Raw genomic sequence first — 26,130 nt, 5'->3', positions numbered from 1 at the left:
GCGAGCGCGGTATACACGGTCGCTCTGTGTCTCTATTTTACTGTCATCGATTAATCTTTCGAATAACGTAACTGACCTGCAATCCAGGTCTGCATGACTTGAATATCCCTTATTTCCTGCTCTGGCACTTTGAAATAATCTTTATCCAGTAAGATAAAATCAGCCCATTTCCCCTGCTCCAGACTCCCTAATTTGAATTCCTGAAAAGCAGCATAGGCGGCATCCAGGGTGAACGCCTGTAAAGCTTGCTTACGGGTTAGCCGTTCGTGATTGCGCCACCCCTGCTGCGGGTATTGTTGGGCATTCATACGGGTAACCGCTGCATGCAGGCCATGGAATGGGTTAGCCAGTTCAACGGGAAAGTCTGATCCTGCCGCGACTTTGCTGCCTTGCTGCAAGAAAGTTTGCCAGGCATAGGCACCTTGTAATTGTTCGTCGGTGAGCCTTTGCTCTGCCATATGCATATCCGATGTCGCGTGTACGGGTTGCATCGACGGAATGATATCCAGTGTTTTAAAACGGGGGATATCGGCCGGTTCAATGATTTGGGCGTGCTCAATCCGATTCCTTAACAGTTTCCCCCCGGTTGTTTTGAAGACTTTCTCGTAGCTATCCAACACCAGACGGTTGGCCCGGTCACCTATTGCATGAGTATGAGCACTGAAACCATGCTTAACTGCTTGTGTGATAAGTTGTTCAAGGTGTTGCGGTTGTTCGAGCATCAGCCCCCGGTATCCCTGACGATCTTTATACTCTTTGAGCAGCGCAGCGCCACGGCTACCCAAAGCCCCGTCTGCATAAATTTTGACACTGCGGATAGACAACATATCGCGCTTATCTTTGTAGACACCGGCTTGTAGCATGCTATCCAGCTGTGGATCCGCTGCGCTGAGCATAGCATAGATGCGCAGCGGTAAGGTTTGAGTTTCTGCACGGCTTCGGTACAGCTTCCAGGTTTGTTTGTCTATGCCTGCGTCATGTGCACTGGTAATCCCCAGGCTGAGCAGATGCGCGCCGGATTTATTCAGAGACTGGCTCAAATGTGCAGATGAGGTAGGGGGGATGTATTTTCTAACCAGGCTTTCAGCTTTATCGATAAATATGCCTGTCGGATTACCTGATGCATGGCGAATGATCTCTCCGCCGGCAGGAGATTGACTTTTGGCGTCAATTCCGGCTAGTGCCATGGCTTTACTATTCACCCAGATTGCATGTCCATCAACACGAGTAAGCACAACAGGCCTGTCTTTTACAAATCTATCCAGGTCCTCCGCTGTTGGGAATGTGCTGGGTGTCCAGCGAGTTTGATCCCAGCCTCGTCCCAGGATCCATCCTTTGGGATTTTCTTCACTAAAAGCCGCTAATAATTTGCCGACCTCTTCGACTGAATCGGCTTCACGAATATCGAGTCGAGACAGGTTATTCCCCAGTCCAATAATATGGCCATGCGCGTCAATCAGGCCAGGCAGTAAAGTCATTCCCTGGCCATCAAACTTACTGGCTTTGGGATATTGCTTAGCCAGTTGTTTGTCGCCAGTTCTGACGACTTTGCCATCTTTGATCACTAAGGTGGAAAAGGTGTTGATCTCTCCACTTCGGGTTGGTGTGTAACCGTTGACATTGTGTATCAGTGTGAACTGAGCCATGCTGATCCCACTGAACAAGATCAGAGCCAGGTAAATTAACCGGATCATGACGGGGTTTTCCTTGTGTTATTTTATTTGTTTACCCACCAATACCGCATTTTCTCGTAAAAAGACATCGAACTGAGACAGAAAAGTGAATGTGGTACCATAAACGATGACAAGTACTTTTATGAGGAACAAACATGCAGTTATTTATGGTGTACCTGGGAGGGCGGTTGAGTGGCTGCCATATTGAAATGCACGACATACGGTTTGTTGTTGGTGAACGTATCGAAGAGACCTTTGGTGCTCTGAAACAACAATGGGTTGGGGACAAAGACAAAGTACATATGGACAGCTATGTTACACTGCAGCATATTGATGGATATCAGATTGATTTGGTCAGCGAGCCACCCGAGCAGCAATCTAACCTGTATTTCGTTAATCTGGGTGGATATCAGCGCGACACTCTGGCAGAGCGCCATGAATTTGGGTTATTTGTTGCACCCACAGCCCAGGCCGCAAAGGCACGCGCTTTAGACACTTTGCTGCCTCAGGTCGAGTTGCGTCACAAAGATGATTTGTATGAGGTAGACGACTGCATGATGTTAGATCTCATTGATGGCCAACACTATGTTCGTTTGACACCCAGTGGTCAGTCACAATCGCTTGCCCCACAGTGGTTTGGTTATCACAAACTGTGACCATCAAAGCGCCATTGTTTAGTCCTCTTTATCTGCTTTGATAGCGATTTTTATGGCGATTATGACGATGGCAAACATCAGAAAAGGCAGGGCCGCTAAGGCATATTCTGCGATGTGGCTATCCTGGTAGTTGGGCTGCAAAATAAAGTGCCCACCAATACACAATGCGATACTCACGAAGAGTAAAGGTAGCATTTTCAGTTCTCTATTTGGTTTGCTCATGGTGTCAGCCCCATTCAATACTTAATGTCACTGGCTTTTTAAACGAGTTGGCCTTACAACGCAAGCGATAGTGGGCCTTTCTTTGATCCAGCGCTTTTTATGGTCACCGATTTTTTTGCGTTCACCTTCGTGTTATAACAGGGCTCAGTGCCTGTCATTTGTACAGTGAAGGAATGAGGAATGAAAAAAAGTAAGGTAGTAGTGATCAAGCTGGGCACCAGTGTATTAACAGCTGGTACAGATAAGCTGAATAAGCCGCGCATGGTCGATATCGTCACCCAGTGTATGGCATTAAAACAACAGGGGTATTTACCCGTGTTGGTGTCCAGCGGTGCAGTGGCAGCCGGAAGAGATGCGGTCGCGCACAGTGTGGGTGTTTCAATTGCAGAGAAGCAGATGCTGGCCGCCATTGGTCAGGGCCAGCTTATCCATCTGTGGCAGTCGTTGTTTTCCTTGTTTGATCAGCCGGTGGCTCAGTTGTTGCTAACCCGTGCAGATGTTGAAGATCGGGAGCGTTATCTCAATGCCCGGGATACTATCACTCAGTTGTTAAAACATCAGGTGATCCCCATTGTGAATGAAAATGATGCTGTCGCTACGTCTGAAATTAAAGTCGGTGATAATGACAACTTGTCAGCGCTCGTGGCTATTTTGGCCAATGCAGACAAGCTCATGCTGTTGACGGATCAGCCGGGTTTGTTCACTGCCGATCCACGCAGCAACCCCAAGGCAACACTGATCTCGGAAGTCGAGTTTATCGACCAGTCTTTAATGGCATTAGCGGGAGGCGCAGGTAGCAAGCTTGGCACTGGGGGGATGTATACAAAACTCGAAGCTGCGCGTACAGCACAACGCGCCGGTATAGAGACTATTATTGCTAAAGGTGCTGAGCCGCAGGTGATCGAACAGGTGATGGCAGGTACGGCAGAAAGTACCACCTTTGTCCGGTTTGATGCGCCCCTGGAGGGACGTAAAAAATGGTTGCTTTCAGGTCCTAAATCAACGGGGTATGTACAATGTGATCCCGGCGCTGTGACGGCTATTACGCACCAGGGGGCAAGCTTGCTGGCCAAAGGGGTTGTTGCTATCGGAGGTGAGTTTTCCCGTGGCGATGTGATAGAAATACGAGACCTGGATAGTCAGCTGGTTGCAAAAGGGTTAGTGGCATTTGATCATCAGGAAATGGATCAGATTAAACGCTTGCACAGCAGTGAGATCCCTTTAACACTGGGTTACCCAGCGTCCAACGTTGTTGTACATCGCGATGACTTGGTGTTATTGGATGTGTATGCCGGTTCAGTTTAAGCGCTCCACCTGCGCCAATTGCATAGGATTCATTGCGCAGGCATGTTTGCAAGGGATTATTGAAAGCTGGTAAATAAACGCTAATCTTTAGAGTGAATCTGATCACCGGGCAACCATGTGACTACATCCACTTGCGGACACGAATACACCATCAGCTTATTGCAGCTCAAAGAAGAGCAGGCGTTGTATCAGCAGTTTTGTGACATTCTGGCATCTTTGCTGCCAGATTCGGCGCTGAGCTTTTTTATTCGCCCCAGCCTGTCGCGCAAAGAGTCCCTGAAGCTGGTCTATCAACAACATGTAGAGCATTCGCTGGCATTGGAAGATATGCTCGAAAAAGCCCAGCTGTGCAGAGGCAAGCCCGCGTTGATCAGCAAATCCTACACCTGCATGCCTTTGCGACTTGACGACCAGGTTATTGGCTTACTTTGGGTCTGCGAAGCGCTCTCCCCAGCCAACTGTAACCTGACGGCACACCTAATGAATGTCTTCTTTCATCAGTGGCATACGTTGGCATTGGCCAGAATTGACCCTTTGTCTCAGTTACTCAACAGGCAAACGTTCGACGAAAGAGTGCTTCAGATAGCATCAGGGCAGGGCTTTTTGCAGCCAAGAGAAGCACATAATGCGCGCAATTGGTATCTGGCGTTGTTTGATATCGACCATTTTAAGCGTGTGAATGACTCCTTCGGTCATGTCATTGGTGACGAAGTGATCTTGCTGACTGCGCAATACCTTAAAGAGAATTTTCGCGCAGAAGACTATGTTTTTCGTTACGGTGGTGAGGAGTTTGCCATTCTGTTTCAGGCACATTCAGATGCAGAGGCGCAGTCATTGTTGGACAGGGGGCGCGATGTCGTAGGCCAGGCTACGTTTCCTCAGGTAAAGACCGTCACACTGAGTGGAGGCTACACCGAAGTCACGGACGTGATGCAAGTCTCTGAGTTAGTTAATCAGGCAGACAGGGCACTCTATCATGCTAAGCAGCATGGCCGAAATAAAGTCGTCTTTTTCGATGCTCTGGGGCTTGAATCTGAACAGGTCGTAAGCTCAGATATCGAACTTTTTTAAGCCAATATGTACCAATTATCTGGGAAGTTTGTGGTATTCTACGCGCCATGAAAATCCTGGAGTCTACCTATGAAATTAATCCGTATGCTGCTTGGCAGTCTGATCTTACTGTTTGATTTTATCTTTACCCCGCGCAGTAAAAAACGCCCGGCAGATGCGCAGGCGAAGTTGGATGCGCAAACTGCTAAATTGAAATTGTATCAGTTCAAGGGCTGCCCGTTTTGCGTCAAGGTACGCCGCGCCGCTAAGCGTGAAGGGCTGAAACTGGAAACCCGTGATGCGATGAATAATCAGGTATACCGTCAGGAGCTGCAAGAGCAGGGCGGTAAAATTAAGGTGCCTTGTCTTCGCATTGAAGAACAAAACCAAGTGACCTGGTTGTATGAATCGAACGATATTGTTGCTTACTTACAAAAGCTTGAACAGGCTGCCTGAGCGCGACAGCTGTAAACTGCATATCAGCAGTTTGCCCGTACAAGGGGCTATGCTAGCATTAGCCTCATGACCTCATTAGACATAATTTAAGAGAAAAAACATGACTATCCGCACGCGTGTTGCCCCGTCACCGACGGGCGATCCTCATTTAGGCACGGCCTATATTGCGTTATTCAACTACTGCTTTGCGAAACAGCAAGACGGTGAATTCGTACTGCGTATTGAAGATACCGATCAGCAACGCAGCACACCTGAATCTGAGCAGGCCATTATGGACAGCCTGCGCTGGTTGGGCCTTGAGTGGGATCACGGACCGGATGTGGGCGGCGATTTTGGTCCTTATCGTCAGTCTGAACGCAGCGATTTATATAAAAAATATGCTCACCAACTGGTTGAAGAAGGTAAGGCGTTCTACTGCTTCGCAACGGCGCAAGAGCTGGACGAAATGCGTGAACAGCAAATGGCTGAAGGGTTACGCCCTAAGTACGATGGTCGCGGTCTGAAGCTGAGCCAGGAAGAAATTCAGGCAAACCTGGATGCAGGTAAGCCGTATGTGATCCGTATGATGATCCCGGAAGAAGGCAGCTTCAAGTTTAACGATTACCTGCGCGGTGAGATTGAGATCCCGTGGGAAAATGTCGATATGCAGGTACTGCTCAAAGCCGATGGCTTCCCAACTTACTTCCTGGCCAATGTCGTTGACGATCACCACATGCAGATCAGCCATATCTTCCGTGGTGAAGAGTGGATCAACTCAGCGCCTAAGCTGCTGAAGCTGTACGAAGACTTTGGCTGGCAGGCGCCGGTACTGGGCCATTTGCCACTGCTGCGTAACCCGGATAAGTCTAAGCTGTCTAAGCGTAAGAACCCAACTTCGATTAACTACTACAAAGAAATGGGTTATCTGCCTGAAGCCGTACTGAACTACCTGGGCCGTATGGGCTGGTCTATGCCGGATGAGCGCGAGAAGTTTACTCTGGCCGAGATGATTGAACACTTCGACATGAAGCGCGTGTCACTGGGTGGACCGGTATTTGATATCGATAAGCTGAGCTGGCTGAATGGTCTGTGGATCCGTGAAGATCTAAGTGACGAGCAACTCATTGAGCGCTTCGTTGACTGGAAACTCAATGGCCAGATGCTGGCGCGTGTGCTGCCGGAAGCGAAGACACGTATTAACACCTTGTCAGATCTGGTAGGCCTTGCTGGTCACTTTGTGGGTGGTATTCCAGAGTATGATCCTGCGTTACTGACAGCCGGAAAGGCAGAAGAAGAAACGGTGCGTCAGGCACTGCAATTCTTCATCTGGGAGCTGGATAAGCTGCGTCAGTGGAACAAGAGTGAGGTCTTCGCAGTGGCTAAGTCAGTCGCGACTTTCCACGAACTGAAGATCAAAGACTTCCTAGAGCCAATCTTCGTGGCTATTACTGGCAAAACCTCATCGACCTCAGTGGTTGATGCCATGGAAATTCTTGGTTCAGACTTGTCGCGTGCACGTTTACGTGTGGCACTGAACCACCTGGGAGTATCTAAGAAGCAAGCGAAGAAGCTGGAAAAAGCATACCGCGAGTACCCCAGCATCGGGTAATGCACGCCTGGGTATCATTAACCCCGCAATGTCGGGGTTGTATGAAACGCATGATAAAAGGCTGAACTCAGGTTCAGCCTTTTTTATTGCCTAATTATCACTGAGCTGGCTACTTAGAAAGGTATCCAGCAGTGCCTTAAGCTGTTGCAAATCTGCCGCTGGCATATTGGTCTGTGCCAGCATTTGCTGGGGAATACAGCTACAGGCGGCCTCCAGTGCTTTACCTGCATCGGTCAGATAAATATGACACTGACGTTCATCGCGCTCGGAGCGTACCCGTGTCACTAAATCCTGTTGCGCCAGTCGTTTGAGCAGTGGCGTGAGCGTGTTGCTGTTCAGCTGTGCTCGTTTGCCTATCTCTCCGACTAATAACCCATCCTGTTGCCACAGGATCATCAGGACTATGTATTGCGGGTAGGTCAGGCCATGGGCCTTCAACAGCGGCTGATACAGCCGGGTGACCTGACGTGACGCGGCATACAGGCTAAAACATAACTGGTTATCCAGGCGCAATTGCGTGGGCTGCTTTTTCATCTTACGCACTTAATGCTTTTTCAATATCTTTACTGATTTTCTCAGGTTTTGTGGTTGGTGCATAGCGCGCCAATGGCTGACCGTCTTTACCCAGCAGGAACTTAGTGAAGTTCCACTTGATTTTGTTACCGAACAAACCGGGCAGGGCGTCTTTCAGGTAGCCATACAATGGATGAGCATTGTCTCCATTGACCTCAATTTTCTCCATCATCTGAAAATCAACCCCGTAGTTGATCAAACAGCCCTGTTGTATCTCAGTAGCACTGCCTGGCTCCTGTTGACCAAACTGGTTACAGGGAAAGCCTATAATGGTCAGGCCCTGCTTAGCATACTGCTCGTGCAGCGCCTGAAGCCCCTCGTATTGAGGTGTAAGTCCACACTGGCTGGCGGTATTCACAACCAACACAACCTTGCCTTGCAATGAACTAAACTCAAAGGGTTGTCCTTGCAGTGTATTGGCACTGAACTCGTATAGTTTGGTCATTTTAAATCTCTCATGATTATATCGCGTGCGATTTAATTTAGTATAACACCGCGAGGAGATCAAGTTTTATCCTGTCGGGTTTTCCTTAGTCAATCGATGTATCAAAGCGATCTAACAGAAAATCAATGAGTAAGCGCACTCGATACGGCATCAAATCTTTACGCGGGTAAACCAGCCAGGAGGCATTGTCCGTGACCTGAAACTCGTCCAGCAGGGTGAGCAACGCGCCCGACGCAAGATGCGGTTCAACAATATCGCGCGCCAGGTGTGAAATGCCAAGACCTTGCAGGCAGGCCTGTAACAGCGCGTGTGGGTGATTGGTCCGCCAGTTACCGCTGACTTTGACTTCTTCAATGTTGTGGTCGATAGCAAAGCGCCAGCGGTTATTGGCTGCCAGCAGGCAGTTGTGCTGACTCAGCTGATGGGGGTGTGTGGGTGCCGGGTGTTGATTAAGATAGTTAGGGCTGGCAACCAGAGTCATGGGTCTGGGAGTCAGTTTTCGGGCTATCAGGCTGGAGTCGCGCATCCGGCCAAAGCGAATGGCCAGGTCAAAGCCATCTTCGACCAGGTCGACATTACGGTTATTAAAATCAATTTCTATGGTGACTTCCGGGTATTGCAGGCAAAACTCAGCGATCACCGGGGCAACGCTGTTGGCCACAAAATCTCCGGCACCGGTAATACGTATGTGCCCTTTGGGGATCTGCTGACCACCGAGCAGCTGATCGTTGGCTTCACTGAGCTCTTGTTGGATCAGTTTCAGCTTGGCGGCATAGTGTTTACCTGCATCGGTGAGGTTTATGCTGCGCGTAGTGCGCTGCAGGAGCAAGGTGCCCAGTCGTTGTTCCAGTTGCTGGATCTGACGGCTGACATGAGAGGTCGATACATCAAGTGCCTGTGCGGCTCGACTAAAGCTGCCATGTTCAACAACGGCGAGAAAAATATCCAAACCCTGCCACATTTTTATCTCTCCAGTGCAAGTAATTCAAATATAATATTTACATTGTTGCTGTATAGCAAAATTAATTTGCCTGCCAACTAATGATCATCACAGACGGGCAAGCTAGACTGAGGGTCGTTTCATATCGAGTCACTTATTAACAGGAACAGAGCATGTTGAATTTCAGTTTTCACAATCCGACGCAAATCCTATTTGGGGAAGGCCAGATAGGGGCGATGTCAGCCAGCATTCCGGCCGATGCCAAAGTCTTGGTTATCTACGGTGGCGGCAGTATTAAAAGCAATGGGATTTACCAGCAGGTGAGCGATGCATTGGCCAATCATAGCTGGGGAGAGTTTAGCGGTATTGAGCCAAACCCCAGTTATCAGACCTGTATGCAGGCGGTGGAGTTGATCCGCCAGGAAAGCTATACCTATTTGCTGGCTGTGGGTGGTGGCTCGGTTATTGATGGCAGTAAATTCATTGCTGCAGCCGCTGAATTTGATGGTGAGCCGTGGGATATTCTTGCCAAAGGCGCTGAAATAAAGTCTGCACTGGACTTGGGGGTCGTGTTAACCCTGCCTGCAACTGGGTCTGAATCGAACAGCTTCAGCGTGGTATCCAACAAAGAAACCAATGACAAACTGCCATTTGCTTCGCCTAAGGTGCAGCCCAAGTTTGCGGTATTGGATCCTCAGGTCATGGCCTCACTGCCTGAGCGTCAACTTATTAATGGCGTGGTCGATCCGTTTGTTCACGTCATGGAGCAATACCTGACTTACCCCATTGATGCAAAAGTACAAGACCGTTTTGCCGAAGGCCTGTTGCTGACTTTGATGGAAGAAGGACCTAAGTTGTTCTCTGAGCAAGTGGATTATAAAGTCCGTGCCAATGTGATGTGGTCAGCAACCATGGCACTCAATGGCCTGATTGGTTCTGGTGTACCACAGGACTGGGGTACGCATATGATTGGTCATGAACTGACTGCGGTTTACGGCTTAGATCATGCTCAGACACTGGCGGTTGTGTTACCCCGTATGATGCATGAGCAGCGTGATGCCAAGCGTGGCAAGCTGCTGCAATACGCCGAGCGCGTTATGGGGCTGGATATCAGCGATGAAGAGCAGGCCATTGACCTGGCCATTGAGAAAACCGAAGCCTTCTTTCAGTCTCTGGGCATGAAAACCCGTCTCAGTGATTACGGTGTAGGCGCAGATGCAGCCGATAAAATTGTGGCGCAGCTTGAACGTCATGGTATGACTGCACTGGGTGAACATCAGCAGGTTGATTTGACTAAATCGCGCGCGATCTTGCAAGCGTGCCTGTAAGACTAATCTCACTGTTTGGGGCGGTGAGCACAAATCATCGCCCTGTCTTCACGTATTTTACCTGCCTGTGATACTCTGCGAAGGTTAAAAGCAAAATCACTCGGGGTAATAAAATGGCAACTAAAGTTTGGGATGGATTCATACGTGGCTTTCACTGGTTACTGGTTCTTGGTATCGCTGTGCTGTATTTCAGCGGCGAGGAAGGGTGGCTGGAGATCCACTTTGTAACTGGGTATGTGTTACTGGCACTCATGGCAACGCGTTTGATCTGGGGGCTCATCGGCAGCCAGACTGCAAAACTCAGTAGCTTATTTCATTCACCTAAAGCAATTTTGGCTTCCTTAAGGTCGTCAGCGTCTTATGTTGGTCATAATCCGGCCGGCAGCCTGATGGTACTTGCCTTTTTTGTCTTGATCAGTGTGCAGCTCGTTTCTGGTTTATTTACTACGGATGATATTCTGGTCGAAGGGCCGCTGGTGGCGCATGTGCCTTATAGTTGGGCCGAGCTTGCCGGAGATATTCATCATACCAATATCGATATTTTATTGATTGCCATTGCCATCCACATTAGTGCGATTGTGATTTACCGATTAAGAGGCAAGAACCTGGTCAAGCCATTACTAACAGGTAAAACTGCGGAGCCTGTATCATCTGCGCCTACTATGCGCAGCGGACTGATCGCCTATGTGATTTTTGTTGTGCTGAGCGCAGTGTTGTTGTTCACATGGGGCTATGAGCCTCTGATGGCTTTATTTTAATTTAGTTAAGTTACTGCAAAGGCTAAACTTTTAGTAACATAAAGCGTCCTTTTCAGGAAAGTTAAACAGATATGACCTCTCAGAGTCATAATTCTGTTAACATAGCGCGGTTTTAAAGCAATACAGAAGTGAATTATGCTAACTCCTTATTACCAGCAAGAAATGGATAGCGTGGCGATTAGCCGCGAGCAGGCCAGCCAGTTTGCTAAACAGGTGGCGGATGACTTTAACCCTTTGCACGATGTCGATGCTAAGAAATTCTGTGTACCGGGTGACTTGCTGTTCTCGTTAGTGCTTGAACGCTACGGTGTAAGTGAGAATATGCATTTTGACTTTGTCGGTATGGTGGATGAAACCAGCCGCCTGCAATTTCCTCCCCTGAGCGATGCCTTTGATATCACCTCAGAGGGTAAGGTCATGCTGTCTGTAAAGCGTGATGGTGAGCGCAAACAATGTGACAGTTTGACCACTAGCCTGATCAGAAATTATGTCGAGTTCTCTGGCACCACCTTTCCTCATGTGATTATTCCACTGATGGCAAAGCAGGATGTGATGATTAACCCGGCACGTCCCATGGTGATCTATGAGTCTATGTCTATCCACCTGGACAGACTCGATATTGAAGAAGTAGCACTTCAGCCTGCGGAGCCTGAGTTTACTTTTGAAGGCAAACGCGGGAAAATCGTATTGCGATTCAACCTGTTCCATGGTGATGAGCGCGTTGGCCAGGGTGAGAAGCATATGGTGGTTGCGGGCGTGCGTGAATACTGTCAGGAAGCCGTAGATAAGCTGGTTGAGTATTACAACGAGCGTAAGGCGACCTTATAAGCTCGCTCGACAAGACACAAACAAAATAAAAAGCCCGCTGTTGCGGGCTTTTTGCTACGGGAGTTTAAAAAACATATTTCACGGAGAATTGCAGTCGGTCCAGATCCCCTTCGGCACCGCTTTCGGTTTCGCGCGTTGCGACCTTATATTCTGCGCCAAAAGTCAGTTTCTTCACCGGCGAGTAAAGAATATTTGCGCTATAGCTGGTGGTAGATTCTGTAGGATCTACGGTGACGCCTAAGAGATCTTTGTCATTGTCTGCGGAGAAGAACGAATAAAGGAACGTAGAGCGCCATTGTGGGTTCCAGTAATGCTGGTATGCAACAAAGCCAGATGTTGAGTCAATCGCGTGTAACGCTTGACCATCATAGACAGCGCCATGTGCCGCATTGAGACCCACATAACGACCTAACCCCTGGCCCTGAGTCAGCATAAATTTAAGGTTATTCTTACCAAAGTTGACCCGACCGGACGCACTGATACCAAAAGAGGTTTCGCTTTCATCAGCCGTCGCGACTTTATAAGTCAGCTCACGGCCCAGAGCGGCGACGACCAGGTGACCCCAATCCGCTTTATAGGTATAACGGGCGGTAAAGTCGGGCATACTGGCATCATCGGTAACAACACGGGCACCGCCTTCCGAGGTGATGGTGCTTTCCGGGTTTTCTACCGAGAAGGACCAGTTACCCACAGTGTACTTTGCCATGGCCTGGCGCACGAACACTGTACCATCAGCCGGTCCGACAAAGTCCAGTGTTTCAGGTAATGCACCGACGTTTTGGAAGTTGGACCAGGCCTGACCAAACAACCAGCCTTTATAGGTTACATAGGCTTGGCGGATCCGAGGAGAATAAGAGTTCGTCACTCGTTCGTTACCACCCGTTGAAGCGATAAAGTCCAGCTCAATTTTGGTTTGAATACTGCTGCCATCATCGAGTTTAGTATCGGTTGCAAGGCTGAAACGAGACTGACGAGCATGCATGTCAAATACCGCATCTTTGGGCTCGCCACCGCTGACCGGTGTCGTACCGGGGACATAGAAATCTCGGCCAATGTGTTGAGAGGGCAAGCTGCCATCGGAAAAATCGCTCCAGATGGCATCGAGTTTTATATATCCACCATACTTTACTTCGGTACTACCCAGTTCTGCTGCGTTGACATTGGAAACGAGCAGGCCGCTTAGTAGCGCGCTTTGCACAGCCAGGGCGCTGAGCGTTAAATGATTTTTTTTTGCTGTTGTCATAGTTGAATTCCTGTTTGCATTGCTCCGGGTTGCGCAGACATGCCCCGGCTGAGATCAGCGAATGTGCCTCTTACCCTTCAATGTTGTTGATGGCGGCTTTTTACTCAATTAACCTTTGGTCTATACGACTAAGGTGGGATGTGGATAGAGGAGTCTTGTACTTTGCGCTACTTGTGACTGGCAGTACACCTTGAGAAGGGGCTAACTTATCTACTATGTTTGCAATATAGGTGCAAGTACAACTAAGGTCTAATACTTAATATAAAAAGAGTGGGCGATCCTTGGTGCATCGCCGTCTGGCCAAAAATCAACATGGAGATGACTATGTCACAGAGCATTTATCCGGTTCCTGAAGCCATCAGGAGCGCAGCGCTGGTAGATAACGATCAATATACAAAACTATACCAACAATCCATTGACGATCCTCAGGCATTCTGGGCCGAGCACGGAAAGCGCCTTGACTGGTTTACCCCCTACAGCAAAGTAAAGAACACCTCTTTTGACAAAGGTCATATCAGCATCAAATGGTATGAAGACGGTGTACTCAATGCGTCCTATAACTGTATCGACCGCCATCTCAAAGATAACGCAGACAAGGTGGCACTGATCTGGGAAGGTGATGACCCAACACAAAGTGAGCACATTACTTTCCAACAGTTGCACGATGAAGTGGCGCAGCTTGCCAATGGTCTGAAAAAGCTGGGGGTAGAAAAAGGCGATCGCGTAGCCATTTATATGCCAATGACACCTCAGGCGATTTATGCCATGCAGGCCTGTGCCCGTATCGGTGCGGTACACTCTGTTGTGTTTGGTGGCTTCTCGCCATCGGCCATTGCGGACCGGATCAAAGACTCAGGCGCCAAAGTGGTTATCACGTCTGATGAAGGGCGTCGCGGCGGAAACTGTGTGCCACTGAAAGCCAATGTCGATGAGGCAGTCAGTCAGGATGGCGTCAGCATTGAACATGTGATTGTACACCAGCTCACTGGTGGTGAAGTAGAGTGGCAGGCGCATGATGTCTGGTGGCATGATCTGGTGGCAGATGTCGCCAGCGAGTGCGAGCCAGAGCCGATGAATGCCGAAGACCCTTTATTCATCCTTTACACGTCCGGCTCAACAGGCCAGCCAAAAGGGGTGGTACATACCACAGGGGGTTATCTGGTATATTCATCCATGACGCACGAGTATGTCTTTGATGTCAAAGCCGACGATGTTTACTGGTGTACCGCCGACGTGGGTTGGATCACCGGCCACAGTTACATGGCTTATGGACCGCTGGTGAATGGCTGTACTCAGGTGATTTTTGAAGGGGTGCCGACTTACCCAAGCTCCGGACGCATCGGTGAAGTGGTTGATAAACACAATGTCACTATCCTATATACCGCGCCAACGGCGATCCGTGCTCTGATGGCCAAAGGCGATGAGCCAATTGCCAGCTCGAAACGCACCAGTTTGCGGATCATGGGATCGGTGGGCGAGCCGATCAACCCGGAAGCCTGGAGCTGGTATTACGAGAAAATTGGTAACAGCCAGTGCCCGATTGTGGACACCTGGTGGCAGACTGAAACCGGTGGCATCATGATCACGCCATTGCCGGGAGCGACGGATATGAAACCGGGCTCGGCGACCCGTCCTTTCTTTGGTATTGCACCGGCCTTGTTCGACGCAGAGGGCAATACGCTCGAGGGGGCAGCTGAAGGTAATCTGGTGATCCTCGATAGCTGGCCATCTCAGGCACGTACGGTTTATGGTGACCACGAGCGCTTTGAACAGACATACTTCTCAGCCTATCCGGGCGTGTACTTTACCGGTGACGGTTGTCGTCGTGATGAAGATGGTTATTACTGGATCACGGGTCGTGTGGATGATGTGCTGAATGTCTCGGGGCACCGCTTAGGCACCGCTGAGATTGAAAGTGCCCTGGTCGCACATGAAGCCGTTGCAGAGGCCGCCGTAGTGGGTTATCCGCACGATATTAAAGGGCAGGGCATATATGTGTATGTGACACCGAACGAAGGCGTTGCAGTCACAGACGAGTTGACCAAAGAAGTGCGTAACTGGGTACGTAAAGAGCTTAGCCCAATTGCTTCACCGGATATGATCCAATGGTCACCTGGTCTGCCGAAAACGCGTTCGGGTAAAATCATGCGCCGTATTTTGCGTAAAATTGCCGCCAATGAGTATCAGCAACTGGGCGATACCTCGACTTTAGCGGACCCAAGTGTGGTCGATGAATTGATCGAAAACAGACTAAACCGTTAATTGAGCGTTAATCGCTTGAATTATGACAAAATATTGACCTACTATATCGGCTGTCGACATGACAGCCGATTTTTTAGGAGCCAAGCATGAACCAGTTTTTAATTGCGGACGATCACCCTTTGTTTCGCGAAGCATTAAAAGGGGCGCTGCAAAACCAGTTTGACGGGTTGGAGATTTTCGAATCTGAAAACTTCGAGCAAACCTTGCAACAATTATCCGAACAGGACGAGCTGGATCTGCTGTTGTTGGATTTACATATGCCGGGCAATGGCGATTTGTATGGCCTGATCCGCATCCGTGAGGATTATCCGAGTTTGCCCATTGTGGTGGTCTCGGGCAGTGAAGACCTCAATGTGATCTCTAAAGTGATGGGCTATGGAGCCATGGGTTTTATTCCTAAGGCGTCTTCATCAAAGGAGATTGTCGAGGCACTTAATCAGGTGCTTGAGGGGGATGTCTGGTTGCCGGCCAGCCTGAAAGATCAGATTGCTGAACTTGACGGAGAAGATAAACAGCTGGCGCAGCAAATTGCGTCACTGACACCACAACAATACAAGGTGCTGCAATATTTGCACGAAGGACTGCTCAACAAGCAAATCGCCTATGAACTGAATATCTCAGAGGCGACGGTCAAGGCACACATTACGGCGATATTCCGTAAACTGGGTGTGTATAACCGTACTCAGGCGGTATTGATTGCCGCTAAGCTGCAACTGGAACCCCTTGACAGTCAGAGTTAGCCAGCCATTATTAAAGTGAGACGCCAGCACAAAGATGCTGGCGTTTTTGTTATCGCGCTAGGCAAACACCACGGTTTTATTACCATTGATAAACAGCTTATGTTCCGTTGCTAATTGAATGGCTTTGCAGAACACCACTTTCTCTATATCCCGGCCCATTTTAGCCATGGCCTCGGCGCTATCGGCATGACTCACCTGAGTGACATCCTGCATGATGATCGGACCTTCATCCAATTCGTCGTTGACGAAGTGTGCTGTCGCACCAATGATTTTTACCCCGCGCTCAAACGCCTGATGGTAAGGCTTTGCTCCGATAAACGCTGGTAGGAAAGAGTGGTGAATATTAATGATCTGATTGCTAAAACGCGCAACAAACTGTGGGCTGAGCACCCGCATATATTTGGCCAGACCGATAAAGTCTGGCTGGTATTGCTCTATGACCTGAGCCATGGCGTCGTCATGTTGCTCTCGTGTTAGTCCCTGATGAGAAACTAGATGGAAAGGCACGCCAAAGCCCTCCACCAACGGCTTGAGGGTATCATAGTTGGCTACCACCGCCTGGATATCAACGTTAAAGGCATTTTCGTATTGTTTTAGCAGCATACCACCCAGACAGTGGGCCTCTTTGGTGGCAAGCAGGACCACTTTGGTTTTTTCATTACCATGCAAGTGTACTTGTGCACCGTCTGGCAGCACACTGCGTAGTTGCGGCAAAAACTGGTCACCTACATCACCTGTCAGTTCTGTACGCATAAAAAAGCGCTCACCTGCTTTATCTACAAATTCGTTGTTACGGACTATATTCAGGTTATGCTCAAAACAGAGCCCGGTCACTTTGGCTATTAATCCCACATCATCACGACACTGGGTGGTTAAAACAATACTCATATCCTCATTCCATATGCGCTTTTTATGAACCTTCCACCTTACCCCGTTGAGCGTAAAAAACAACCAGACAAAAGTCCGCCGTATCTGAGTCTTTCAGGTTACTGGCTTCCTTGTGTTAATAAGTGTTAGTGTTGGTGTTGAATTTATATGAATAACCGCGGGTTTTACAAAAGTCTGCTTTCATATCACACATCCGCAAGGTCACTAAGGCGGCGTAACGCAATCAGCACCCACTAAAGTATCGACAAGCTTGATAATAAAAACAAAGGAACCAAATATGGATCAGTTAACGGACTCGTTAGTCTCACCTTATCAATCAACGCACTTACAAAGAAAAGATATAACCCATAATGCAATGGCTATCACAGATTCGGTTGCTGATGTATTTACCGCCCAGGCGAATCGCCACCCCAGCAAAACCGCCATGATTGATGGCACACAGGAAATAAGTTATCAGCGGTTATTGCGCCGTGCAGAGGCGATAGCCGCTAAACTGACAAACAGTGGCATTGCTCCCGGTGCATTAGTAGGCGTGTGTATGGAGCGCAGCTGGGAGTTGGTAGCCACTTTGCTCGGTGTGCTCAGGGCGGGTTGCGCTTATGTACCGCTGGATCCGGCCTATCCGCGTGCCCGCATTGACTATATGCTGGCGCACAGCAAAGCCGCTGCGGTGATTGTAGATGGCACTGCGTCGGCCGAGTTATGCCAAAGAGTCAGCACGCATATTGTGCTGGCCGACATAAATGATGAGCCACTGTCTCTGTCAGTTTCTGACTGTGATCCACAATCACTGGCGTATGTGATTTACACCTCGGGGTCGACAGGTGAGCCAAAAGGTGTCGCAGTCACACAAAGCAATGTCCTTGCGATGTGTAATGCTATGGGCGAGTTGCTTTGTGAGGAAGAGCTGAGCGGCGTATTGGCGGCCACCTCGGTGTGTTTTGATCCATCCGTGATGGAGATCATTGGTACCCTGTTACTCGGGGGGACGGTGATCCTGGCAAAAAATATTCTGGCATTGCCTGATTTACCGCATTTGTCACGTGTTCGGACTTGCATTGCTGTGCCTTCAGCCATCCGGGCCATGCTCAGTGGTTATACCCTGCCGAATACGTTGCGCTGTGTGATTTTTGGTGGTGAGGTGCTTAATCCTGCACTGGTTAAACAGGTCTATAACCAGCAGCCGGGCCTGCGTGTGATCAATGTTTATGGCCCGACCGAAGATACCGTCTTTTCGACGGCTGTACAACTGCATCCAGACATGGCAGAAATCACCATTGGCCAGCCTGTGGCAAATACCCGGGCTTACGTGCTGGATAAAGACTTGCAACCGGTACCTGAAGGTGCAGCGGGAGAGCTTTATCTTGCAGGAGACAAGCTGGCAGCGGGTTACCTGTTTGATAAATCGCGCACAGATGCGCGCTTCGTCAGCCCAGCACCAGACAGTGGCATTGAAGAATCGCGTTTATATAAAACCGGTGACGAGTGTCAGTGGACCAAACATGGCGAATTGCGCTTTATATCCCGTGTCGATCAACAGGTTAAAATCCGTGGCTTTCGCATTGAGCTGGAAGAAATCGAAACGGTGCTGAGCACCATGCCGGGGATCGCAGAGGCCGCTGTGAAGGTGTTGCAGGGAGAAAACAGGCAGGCCAGATTACAAGCTTGTGTTGTCTGTCAGCAGGGGGAGGTACTCAGCCCGGATGTGATTTTATCCTTTGTGGCCCGTCACCTGCCAAATCACATGGTCCCAAGCAGCGTCCGTTTTGTTGATGCATTGCCTTATTTGCCAAATGGCAAGCTGGATCGCAGCCGTTTACCTGATACATCAGAGGATCGAGAACCGCGGGAGTCATGCAACACTGGCGATTCTGAACAGGCAGTAATAGAGATGATCTGTGATGAGCTGAGCACTTTACTCGGCCACCCTGCTGATGCTGTGTTGTCGCAAACTTTTGAGCAGGCAGGGCTGGACTCATTAACGACGCTGGAACTGAGCAATCGTCTGGGCAATATACTTGGTGTAGCTTGTTCCGTGCAGGCAATTTATGAGTTTAATACGCCCCAGCGTCTGGCTCAGCATCTGCTGAGTTTAAGTTTAAGCGCAGGTAGATCATTAACGGCCCAGCAGAGCCCACTACGCGAGACGCTCGAAGAGTTACAATTTCAATTGCGTGCCAGTCATCCTCCCTTTGCTTTGGCTAAGGCCCCGTCATGGTCGGCCGCGGATAAAAGTAAACTGGTTCAGGCTGCCACTCAGATGGTAAGTAAGCGTCGCGCTAATCCCTATAGCAAGGTGCTGCGCACCGGAAGTGGGACGCGTGGCACGGTAGCCGATGCCCGGCACAGCGATGCACGTGAGGCGATTATCTGGACCACTAACTTATACCTGGGGCTGAATCGCGATGCCGCCGTTATTGACGCTGCACATAAGGCCGTGACCGAGTTTGGCACTGGCATGGGCACCTCTGCGGCGGCGTCTGGGTTAACGGATCTGCATCTGGCATTTGAGCAAGAGTTTGCCAGCCTGGTAGGTAAGCCCGCCGCTTGTTTGTTTCCAACGGGCTATACCGCCAATGTCGGTGCCGTTGCCGGCTTATTGGGTGAAAACGATGTGGTGGTGATCGATCAGCTCTGCCACGCCTCCATCGTTGATGGTGCGCGTTTGTGCGGTGCCAAAGTACGTACTTTTAAACATAATGACGTTAACGATCTGGCTTCAGTGCTTGAGACAGAGGTTTCTCCCTATCGCACTGTATTGGTCGTTATCGAAGGCGTGTACAGCATGGGAGAGGGCGCCGCGCCTGTGGCCGAGCTCGTTCGCACGGCTAAACGTTATCAGGCACTGGTATTGGTTGATGAAGCGCACTCCTTTGGGTTTTATGGTGAGCGTGGCGCCGGGATCTGCGCTGAGCAGGGGGTAAGCGAGGAGGTTGACTTTATCATGACCACGTTGAGCAAATCGCTGGGCAGTCTGGGCGGCGTCGTTGCAACCAGTGCTGAGTATGTCGAGCTGCTAAAAGCCTCGTCCAGAGCCTATATTTTTCAGGCGTCAGTGAGTCCGGCAGATATCGCCGCAGCGCTTACGGCACTGCAGCGGATCAGTCAGGATGACGCACTGCGTGAACGGTTGTGGGACACTGCCCGTTATATGCGGGCTCAATTCAGTGCCGCCGGGTTTGATTTAGGCAGTGGGGACGGACCCATTGTGACCCCACATTTTGGCGACAAAGATAAACTATATGCGATTGTGCAGCGCTTGTTTGAAAAAGGCATTCAGGCTTCAGCCGTGACTTATCCGATAGTCGAAACCGGCCGCGGACGTTTGCGGTTTATCTGCTCTGCAGCGCACACTAAAGACGATGTAGATGCGACCTTGGCGGCATTGCAAGATGCGGTGCAAGAAGTGGAAGCATTGTTTGCCAGAGCATCGGTATCCGGGCCTAAAAGGTCGATTGAGGCAACGGCGCTGGATAATTGGTGGGCTGAATTTTTAGCCAATCTGCAAAGGTGGCAAAAGACGCAGCCTGGCAATGGACCTGACTTACGACTGAAGATCAGCACATCAGCCAGTAAATATACGCTGACTTTGTTGCAGGGCAAGGTCAGCGAGGATAGTAAAATCAGGGCGCAGTTACCCGAATGCCGTATACGTCTTATAACACCAGAGGCGGTCGCTGCTCTGATCTGCGCAGATGTGCAGCAGGTGTTACAGGGCATATGCAACGGTGAATGCAACTTGAGCGGCCAGAGCGAAGTGTTCAGCTGGTTTATGGGCCGGTTACTGGCATTTTGCGCCAAGCCAGAACCAGTCATTGCCATGTCTGAAACTGTCGGGATTTCGTCATAAATGCACTGTTTACTTATACAGTGTCCATGCTAGAGTAGCAGCCAGTGACGATAATAAAACAAGGGATGACTATGCTTCAATCCAATGCACCTGGTGCACCCGGCGACTTCGATTTTATGGTTGGCCAATGGTCGGTACAGCACCGCCGTCTGAAGGACATACTTAATGGCGGCGATGAGTGGATAGAGTTCACAGGGGAATCCTCAACGCTCAACACGCTGGGCGGATTTGGCAACGTGGAAGACAATCATCTGCATTTTCCAGAAGGCTCTGTGCGGGCAAAGGCGATCCGTTCATATAACGAGCGCACCGGTCAGTGGTCAATCTGGTGGCTGGATGGGCGCAACCCAGGCATGATGGATACCCCGGTGGTAGGCGAGTTTCAAGATGGCGTAGGGCGTTTTTATGCCGACGAGGAGTATCACGGCGAAGCCATTAAAGTGCGCTTTATCTGGGATGCCACTAATCCGGGACAACCAACCTGGGCACAGGCTTTTTCCAAAGATGGTGGCCAGAGCTGGGAAACCAACTGGGAAATGAGCTTTACCCGTCTCTAACCCTTACAGCACATCCGCGCATTATGCTAAGCGGATGTGCTGTTTCCTTTATGATTTGCGGTCGTATACGACGGCGTTGTGCGCATGCAGACTTTCCTGATGCTCCACTTTAAACTGATAATCCACGACTTCAGAAATGGACTCCAGCGTTGCTTTAATACGCCTTGCCGCATCCTCACAAAACATCAGATTTTTCGCATTCAGTGCAGCAAATGCCTGCTCATCTTCGCGTTTCACCGCTGTTTGTACAGGTGTTGCCAGGGTTTCTTCAAACAGCGCAAGCCAGTGCGCCAGATCCGGCAAGTGACCGCCAGCCAGATCGGCTTCAATGTACGCATAAGAGCGCTGGCTGTGCGGTGTTGCGACAGAGCCGTGCGGTCCTTTCAGCCATTCCAGCAGCTGGGCTTTATCTATATTGTCCTGCGTGGCAAACTGCTGTGCAACAGTCTCACTCAGTAGCTGGCGAGACAAAGCCGCAGAGCACGGACAGGTACTGCTATAGGTGATTGTACTGATGAGCTTACAGTGGGTTTTGCCTTCATGATGCTCACAGTGTAGCTCTATCGGATAAGCATTGTAGCCGCTGTAGCTGCTTTTCAACGCTGGTCTGTTCAATGGGAGTTCAAACTTCAGGACTAACTTGGCAGACTGGCTGAGGCCCTGTTGAGACGCGACTATCTCTTTGAGTACTTTATCGAGCTGTGCGAAAGTGAGCTCTGTCCCCACCAGTGCTTTGTTGGCAAGCAGGTAAAGGCGCGACATATGAATGCCTTTTGCGCCTGTATCCAGGCTGACAAACACATCCATGAGTGTGTTGATGTTGACACTGCTCTGGTCGCAGCGTACCTGCATCGGCAGTGCAATTTTTTCCATACCGACCCACTTTAACGGGCTCTGGCTGTCTGGTTCAAAATGAGTCGCGATATCGGGAAGTTGCATCATAAATTATGAGTCTCACTTAACGGTTAAAACGTAGTGCCTGTGCGGCATTGTGTTCAGAACTTACCTTTTCACCATCAAACACCTGCGTACCGTTTACAAAAGTGGCACGGATCTGGTGCGCGAAAGTGGTGTTATGAAACGGGCTCCACTGACACAGGTAACGGGTTTGCTCGTGTTGTACGTGCGTTGAGTGATTTGGATCAACCAGCACCAGATCGGCAAAGTAACCTTCTCTGAGATAGCCACGTTTGTCGATGGCAAAGCGCGTTGCAACGTTATGTGCTGTTTTCTCAACCACCTGTTCCAGTGTCATTGCGCCGCGTTTGACCTGCTCCAGTAAGCTCAGCAAGGCATGCTCAACCAGTGGCAGGCCAGCAGGGGCTTGCGGATAGGGCACGTTTTTCTCTTGCCAGGTGTGTGGTGCGTGATCGGTGGCTATGATATCGATGCGTCCGTCATGAAGGGCTTTTAGCAATGCGAGTCGATCGGATTCTGCTTTAATGGCCGGGTTACATTTGATCAGATTCCCAAGCGCCGGATAATCTTGCTCGTTAAACCACAAATGATGGACACAGGCTTCTGCTGTGATGTGCTTTTCTGCCAAAGGGGCAGTGCTGAACAAGCTCAGTTCTTTCGCTGTGGTCAAGTGCAGCACATGTAGCTGAGTGCGGTATTTTTTAGCAAGCGCTACAGCATAAGAAGATGACTGATAGCAGGCTTCGTCGTCGCGGATCATTGGGTGATGGATGATTTGCGGTGTGCCGTATTGCTGCTCGATACGCTTGGCATTGTGTTGGATCACTGAGCCTTGTTCACAATGCGTCGCGATAAGCGTGGGACACTCTCTAAAAATCGCATCCAGGGCAGCGGGATGCTCTACCAGTAAATCGCCGGTCGATGCACCCATAAACACTTTAACCCCGCACACCGATTGTGGGTCAACGGCTTTGATTTCATCTAAGTTATCGGGCGTGGCGCCGAGGTAAAATGCGTAGTTAGCGACTGAATCTCGTTGTGCAATGGCTTGTTTGTCTGCCAGTGCCTGGCGGGTTGTTGTGGAAGGGGAGACATTGGGCATTTCCATGAAGCTAGTGATCCCACCGGCGACGGCAGCTGCCGACTCGCTGGCAATGGAGCCTTTATGCGTAAGGCCCGGCTCTCTGAAATGGACCTGGTCATCTATCATGCCGGGCAGTAGCCACATGCCCTGGGCATCGATGACTTCTTCATTTGGCTTGGCCGATAAGTCCGGGCCAATTTCTGCAATATACTGGTTTTCAATTCTGAGATCAGAAACGTAAAGCTTACCTTCATTCACTAAGGTGGCGTGTTTTATTAAGCGTGCCATTGGTATCCTGATTAATTATACAGATAAACAAAAACTTAAGGCGGTTCAACTGGGCCACGACGCAGGCCCAGGCGACATTGCGCATGCCTTTTCTTTGCGTACCCAACTCACATATGGGTCTGTTTAGCGCAACAAAGATTGTTGATTGTTTTGTTATATTATAACATATCTGTTCTATTTTACAGATGAGAGAAACAACGATGAAAAAGTTGCTAGCACTGGCGGTGAGTTCCGCCTTACTTGTAACGGCCTGCACGGGTGGGGATCGTACTTCAGGCTTGCAAAAAGGCGCAGCCTCTGCGACGGTAACTGAAGGGAACCCACTACTGGTATCAAGCACATTGCAATATCAATCACCGGATTTTAATACCATCAACGACGCACACTTCGCGCCGGCATTTGAACAGGGCATGGCTGAACAAATGACTGAAGTGAATGCAATTATCAGCCAAACAGACCCTGCCAGTTTTAGTAATACCATTGTTGCGCTGGAGCGAAGTGGTGAATTACTAAAGCGGACCCAGGCGATATTCTTTAACCTGTCTGGCACCGACTCCAATGCAGAGCGCCGGGCGCTACAGTCTGAATTGGCTCCTAAACTGGCCGGTCACTACGACAACATTTACCTGAATAAAGCCTTGTATGAGCGTGTAGCCCAGGTTTACGGACAGCTGAATGCGCTTAATCTCAGCGCCGAAGAAAAGCGCCTGACAGAAGTCTTTTACAAGCGGTTTGTCAGAGCGGGTGCCAAACTCAATGAGGCGCAACAAAAAGAGATCCGCGAGATCAATGCGTCATTATCGTCATTAACCACGCAGTTCTCGCAGCATTTGCTGGCACTGTCGAAAAGCAATGTCGTGTTGGTTGAGGATAAAGCAAAACTGGCTGGCCTGTCTGATGCGCATATTGCCCAGCTGGCCGAGGCTGCTGAACAAGCCGGACACCCTGGCCAGTACCTGATTAAGATCACCAATACCACGCGTCAGCCTATTCTGTCCAAACTGGACGACCGTCAGCTGCGTGAGCAGGTATGGCGTGCATCGGCTTATCGTGGCTTAAAAGGTGACAACAACAACCGCGAAATTGTCGCACAACTGGCACAGCTGAGAGCAAAAAAGGCGGCGCTATTGGGCTATGAGAGCTGGGCACACTATGGCCTGGATGAGCAAATGGCCAAGACACCATCCGCGGTTTATGACATGTTTGCCAGTATGGTGCCTGCGTTGTTGAAGAACGTAGAATCAGAAGCTCAGGCTATTAAAAACAAGATCCGCGCCACGGGCGGTGACTTTGAGCTACAGGCCTGGGACTGGTTGTACTATGCGGACAAGGTGCGTCAGGATAAATTCGATTTGGATGAGTCACAGGTGAAAGCCTACTTTGAATTTAATCGCGTTCTGGAAGATGGCTTGTTCTTTACGATGGAGCGCTTGTATGGCGTAACCTTTAAGCCACGCAACGATATTCCGGTTTACCACCCGGATGTAAAAGCTTATGAAGTCTTTGATGCCGATGGTACCAGCCTGGCTATTTTCATGGCTGACTACTTTGCCCGTGATGGCAAGCGTGGTGGCGCCTGGATGAGCTCATTTGTCCAACAGTCAGGCCTGGATAATCAGCGCCCGGTTGTGATCAATGTGATGAACATCGAAAAAGCGCCTGAAGGCCAGCCAACATTACTGAGTTACTCTGAAACGACGACCATGTTCCATGAATTGGGTCATGGCCTGCACGGTATGCTGTCTCAGGTGACTTACCCAAGCTTAGCGGGGACGTCTGTATCCCGTGATTTTGTGGAGTTCCCGTCAACGTTTGAAGAAGACTGGGCAATTCACCCGGAAGTTATCCAAAACTATGCCAAACATTATCAAACCGGAGAAGCGATCCCGCAGGCATTGCTGAACAAAGTCATTGCCAGCCGCAGCTTCAATATGGGTTTCGATACACTGGAATATGTTGCCGCTGCCCTGTTGGATATGGAGTGGCATGCGCTGGCGGCGGATGCGCCTTTGCAGGATCTGGTTGAGTTCGAGCAAGCCGCATTGACTAAGCATGGCGTGAACATCGACTATGTACCGCCCAGATATAAGTCAGCTTACTTTGCCCATTCAATGGGTGGCGGCTATTCAGCAGGTTACTATGCCTACATGTGGAGTGAGATCCTGGCGGCAGATGCATTTGCCTATGTTCAGTCACAGGGTGGACTCAATCGTAAGATTGGTACTCACTATCGTAAGAACATTCTTGAAGTGGGTAACTCCCGCGACCTGATGGAATCTTACAAAGCGTTCCGTGGTACAGAGCCGACGACCGAAGCGCTGCTTAAACGCCGCGGACTAAACGTCGCACCATAAAGCCTACGACTGAAGGACTGCCATCAGGCAGTCCTAATACCAATTCACATAAATACATAATCAATTGGAGAGATTAAATCTGCCGATAACAGTGTTAAAAATTCCTCATTTAGAACCTTTACCT

At 49.7% G+C, this 26,130-nt stretch carries 22 protein-coding genes; 13 read left to right on the top strand and 9 right to left on the bottom strand.

The window, feature by feature from the left end; all coding sequences use genetic code 11:
- Positions 1-50 precede the first annotated feature (50 nt).
- Positions 51-1,694 (bottom strand): amidohydrolase, encoded by a 1,644-nt coding sequence (locus CWB99_RS19350; RefSeq protein WP_171045400.1) that lies wholly within the window; start codon positions 1,692-1,694, stop codon positions 51-53.
- A gap of 134 nt (positions 1,695-1,828) precedes the next feature.
- Here CWB99_RS19350 and CWB99_RS19345 point away from each other — a divergent pair, with 134 nt between their 5' ends.
- Entirely contained in the window at positions 1,829-2,329 is a 501-nt protein-coding gene (locus CWB99_RS19345; RefSeq protein WP_138551509.1) for a DUF1543 domain-containing protein, read from the top strand.
- Between the two features lie 18 nt (positions 2,330-2,347).
- On the opposite strand, the gene CWB99_RS19340 is transcribed toward CWB99_RS19345, so the two are convergent.
- Positions 2,348-2,551 carry a hypothetical protein gene (locus tag CWB99_RS19340; RefSeq protein WP_138551508.1) on the bottom strand — a complete coding sequence of 68 codons (204 nt, stop codon included), beginning with the start codon at positions 2,549-2,551 and terminating at the stop codon, positions 2,348-2,350.
- A gap of 180 nt (positions 2,552-2,731) precedes the next feature.
- Between CWB99_RS19340 and proB the strand changes: the two genes are divergently transcribed.
- The 4 genes from proB to gltX all read left to right on the top strand — a co-directional run bounded on the left by proB (position 2,732) and on the right by gltX (position 6,950).
- On the top strand, positions 2,732-3,856 hold the full coding sequence (proB, locus tag CWB99_RS19335; protein ID WP_138551507.1) for a glutamate 5-kinase: 1,125 nt from the start codon (positions 2,732-2,734) through the stop codon (positions 3,854-3,856).
- Between the two features lie 117 nt (positions 3,857-3,973).
- Positions 3,974-4,927: a GGDEF domain-containing protein gene (locus tag CWB99_RS19330; RefSeq protein WP_138551506.1), complete on the top strand. Its 954-nt coding sequence runs from the start codon at positions 3,974-3,976 to the stop codon at positions 4,925-4,927.
- A 69-nt stretch (positions 4,928-4,996) separates the two neighbouring features.
- Complete coding sequence (locus CWB99_RS19325) at positions 4,997-5,362, top strand: glutaredoxin family protein (protein WP_138551505.1); 366 nt, start codon at positions 4,997-4,999, stop codon at positions 5,360-5,362.
- 100 nt (positions 5,363-5,462) lie between these two features.
- The gene (gltX, locus tag CWB99_RS19320) at positions 5,463-6,950 is read left to right on the top strand and encodes a glutamate--tRNA ligase (protein WP_138544207.1); all 1,488 of its coding nucleotides are present in this window, start codon (positions 5,463-5,465) and stop codon (positions 6,948-6,950) included.
- Positions 6,951-7,040: 90 nt separating this feature from the next.
- Here the strand turns inward: gltX and CWB99_RS19315 are convergent, their stop codons facing one another.
- The 3 genes from CWB99_RS19315 to CWB99_RS19305 all read right to left on the bottom strand — a co-directional run bounded on the left by CWB99_RS19315 (position 7,041) and on the right by CWB99_RS19305 (position 8,929).
- Positions 7,041-7,484, bottom strand: coding sequence for a MarR family winged helix-turn-helix transcriptional regulator (locus CWB99_RS19315; RefSeq protein WP_138551504.1), 444 nt, complete (start codon positions 7,482-7,484; stop codon positions 7,041-7,043).
- A 1-nt stretch (position 7,485) separates the two neighbouring features.
- Positions 7,486-7,968: a glutathione peroxidase gene (locus tag CWB99_RS19310; RefSeq protein WP_138551503.1), complete on the bottom strand. Its 483-nt coding sequence runs from the start codon at positions 7,966-7,968 to the stop codon at positions 7,486-7,488.
- Positions 7,969-8,053: 85 nt separating this feature from the next.
- Positions 8,054-8,929 carry a LysR family transcriptional regulator gene (locus CWB99_RS19305; protein ID WP_138551502.1) on the bottom strand — a complete coding sequence of 292 codons (876 nt, stop codon included), beginning with the start codon at positions 8,927-8,929 and terminating at the stop codon, positions 8,054-8,056.
- A 152-nt stretch (positions 8,930-9,081) separates the two neighbouring features.
- Here CWB99_RS19305 and CWB99_RS19300 point away from each other — a divergent pair, with 152 nt between their 5' ends.
- The 3 genes from CWB99_RS19300 (at position 9,082) to CWB99_RS19290 (ending at position 11,822) form a co-directional block, all read left to right on the top strand.
- Positions 9,082-10,236: an iron-containing alcohol dehydrogenase gene (locus CWB99_RS19300; RefSeq protein WP_138551501.1), complete on the top strand. Its 1,155-nt coding sequence runs from the start codon at positions 9,082-9,084 to the stop codon at positions 10,234-10,236.
- A 113-nt stretch (positions 10,237-10,349) separates the two neighbouring features.
- Positions 10,350-10,994, top strand: coding sequence for a cytochrome b/b6 domain-containing protein (locus tag CWB99_RS19295; protein ID WP_138551500.1), 645 nt, complete (start codon positions 10,350-10,352; stop codon positions 10,992-10,994).
- A 135-nt stretch (positions 10,995-11,129) separates the two neighbouring features.
- The gene (locus CWB99_RS19290; protein ID WP_138551499.1) at positions 11,130-11,822 is read left to right on the top strand and encodes a DUF3581 family protein; all 693 of its coding nucleotides are present in this window, start codon (positions 11,130-11,132) and stop codon (positions 11,820-11,822) included.
- A gap of 64 nt (positions 11,823-11,886) precedes the next feature.
- Here the strand turns inward: CWB99_RS19290 and CWB99_RS19285 are convergent, their stop codons facing one another.
- A complete protein-coding gene (locus tag CWB99_RS19285; RefSeq protein WP_138551498.1) occupies positions 11,887-13,065 on the bottom strand; it encodes a DcaP family trimeric outer membrane transporter in 1,179 nt (392 codons plus the stop codon).
- A gap of 324 nt (positions 13,066-13,389) precedes the next feature.
- On the opposite strand from CWB99_RS19285, the gene acs reads away from it, so the two are divergent.
- Together acs and CWB99_RS19275 are read left to right on the top strand one after the other, a co-directional pair.
- A complete protein-coding gene (acs, locus tag CWB99_RS19280; protein WP_138551497.1) occupies positions 13,390-15,327 on the top strand; it encodes an acetate--CoA ligase in 1,938 nt (645 codons plus the stop codon).
- Positions 15,328-15,413: 86 nt separating this feature from the next.
- Positions 15,414-16,067, top strand: coding sequence for a response regulator transcription factor (locus CWB99_RS19275; RefSeq protein WP_054014446.1), 654 nt, complete (start codon positions 15,414-15,416; stop codon positions 16,065-16,067).
- A gap of 57 nt (positions 16,068-16,124) precedes the next feature.
- Here the strand turns inward: CWB99_RS19275 and purU are convergent, their stop codons facing one another.
- Positions 16,125-16,955, bottom strand: coding sequence for a formyltetrahydrofolate deformylase (gene purU / locus CWB99_RS19270; protein WP_138551496.1), 831 nt, complete (start codon positions 16,953-16,955; stop codon positions 16,125-16,127).
- Positions 16,956-17,232: 277 nt separating this feature from the next.
- Here purU and CWB99_RS19265 point away from each other — a divergent pair, with 277 nt between their 5' ends.
- Together CWB99_RS19265 and CWB99_RS19260 are read left to right on the top strand one after the other, a co-directional pair.
- Positions 17,233-20,805 (top strand): amino acid adenylation domain-containing protein, encoded by a 3,573-nt coding sequence (locus CWB99_RS19265; protein ID WP_138551495.1) that lies wholly within the window; start codon positions 17,233-17,235, stop codon positions 20,803-20,805.
- A 71-nt stretch (positions 20,806-20,876) separates the two neighbouring features.
- Entirely contained in the window at positions 20,877-21,362 is a 486-nt protein-coding gene (locus CWB99_RS19260; protein ID WP_138551494.1) for a DUF1579 domain-containing protein, read from the top strand.
- 48 nt (positions 21,363-21,410) lie between these two features.
- Here CWB99_RS19260 and folE2 read toward each other — a convergent pair whose 3' ends face one another.
- Together folE2 and CWB99_RS19250 are read right to left on the bottom strand one after the other, a co-directional pair.
- Positions 21,411-22,304 (bottom strand): GTP cyclohydrolase FolE2, encoded by an 894-nt coding sequence (gene folE2, locus CWB99_RS19255; protein WP_138551493.1) that lies wholly within the window; start codon positions 22,302-22,304, stop codon positions 21,411-21,413.
- 16 nt (positions 22,305-22,320) lie between these two features.
- Complete coding sequence (locus tag CWB99_RS19250) at positions 22,321-23,652, bottom strand: dihydroorotase (RefSeq protein ID WP_138551492.1); 1,332 nt, start codon at positions 23,650-23,652, stop codon at positions 22,321-22,323.
- 200 nt (positions 23,653-23,852) lie between these two features.
- On the opposite strand from CWB99_RS19250, the gene CWB99_RS19245 reads away from it, so the two are divergent.
- A complete protein-coding gene (locus tag CWB99_RS19245; RefSeq protein ID WP_138551491.1) occupies positions 23,853-26,006 on the top strand; it encodes a M3 family metallopeptidase in 2,154 nt (717 codons plus the stop codon).
- Positions 26,007-26,130: the final 124 nt, after the last annotated feature.

This window comes from Pseudoalteromonas rubra, from assembly GCF_005887095.1.
GTDB classification, from domain to species: domain Bacteria; phylum Pseudomonadota; class Gammaproteobacteria; order Enterobacterales; family Alteromonadaceae; genus Pseudoalteromonas; species Pseudoalteromonas rubra_E.
The sequence above is the reverse complement of the archived record's forward strand: the minus strand, read 5'-3'. Positions and strand labels throughout refer to the sequence as shown.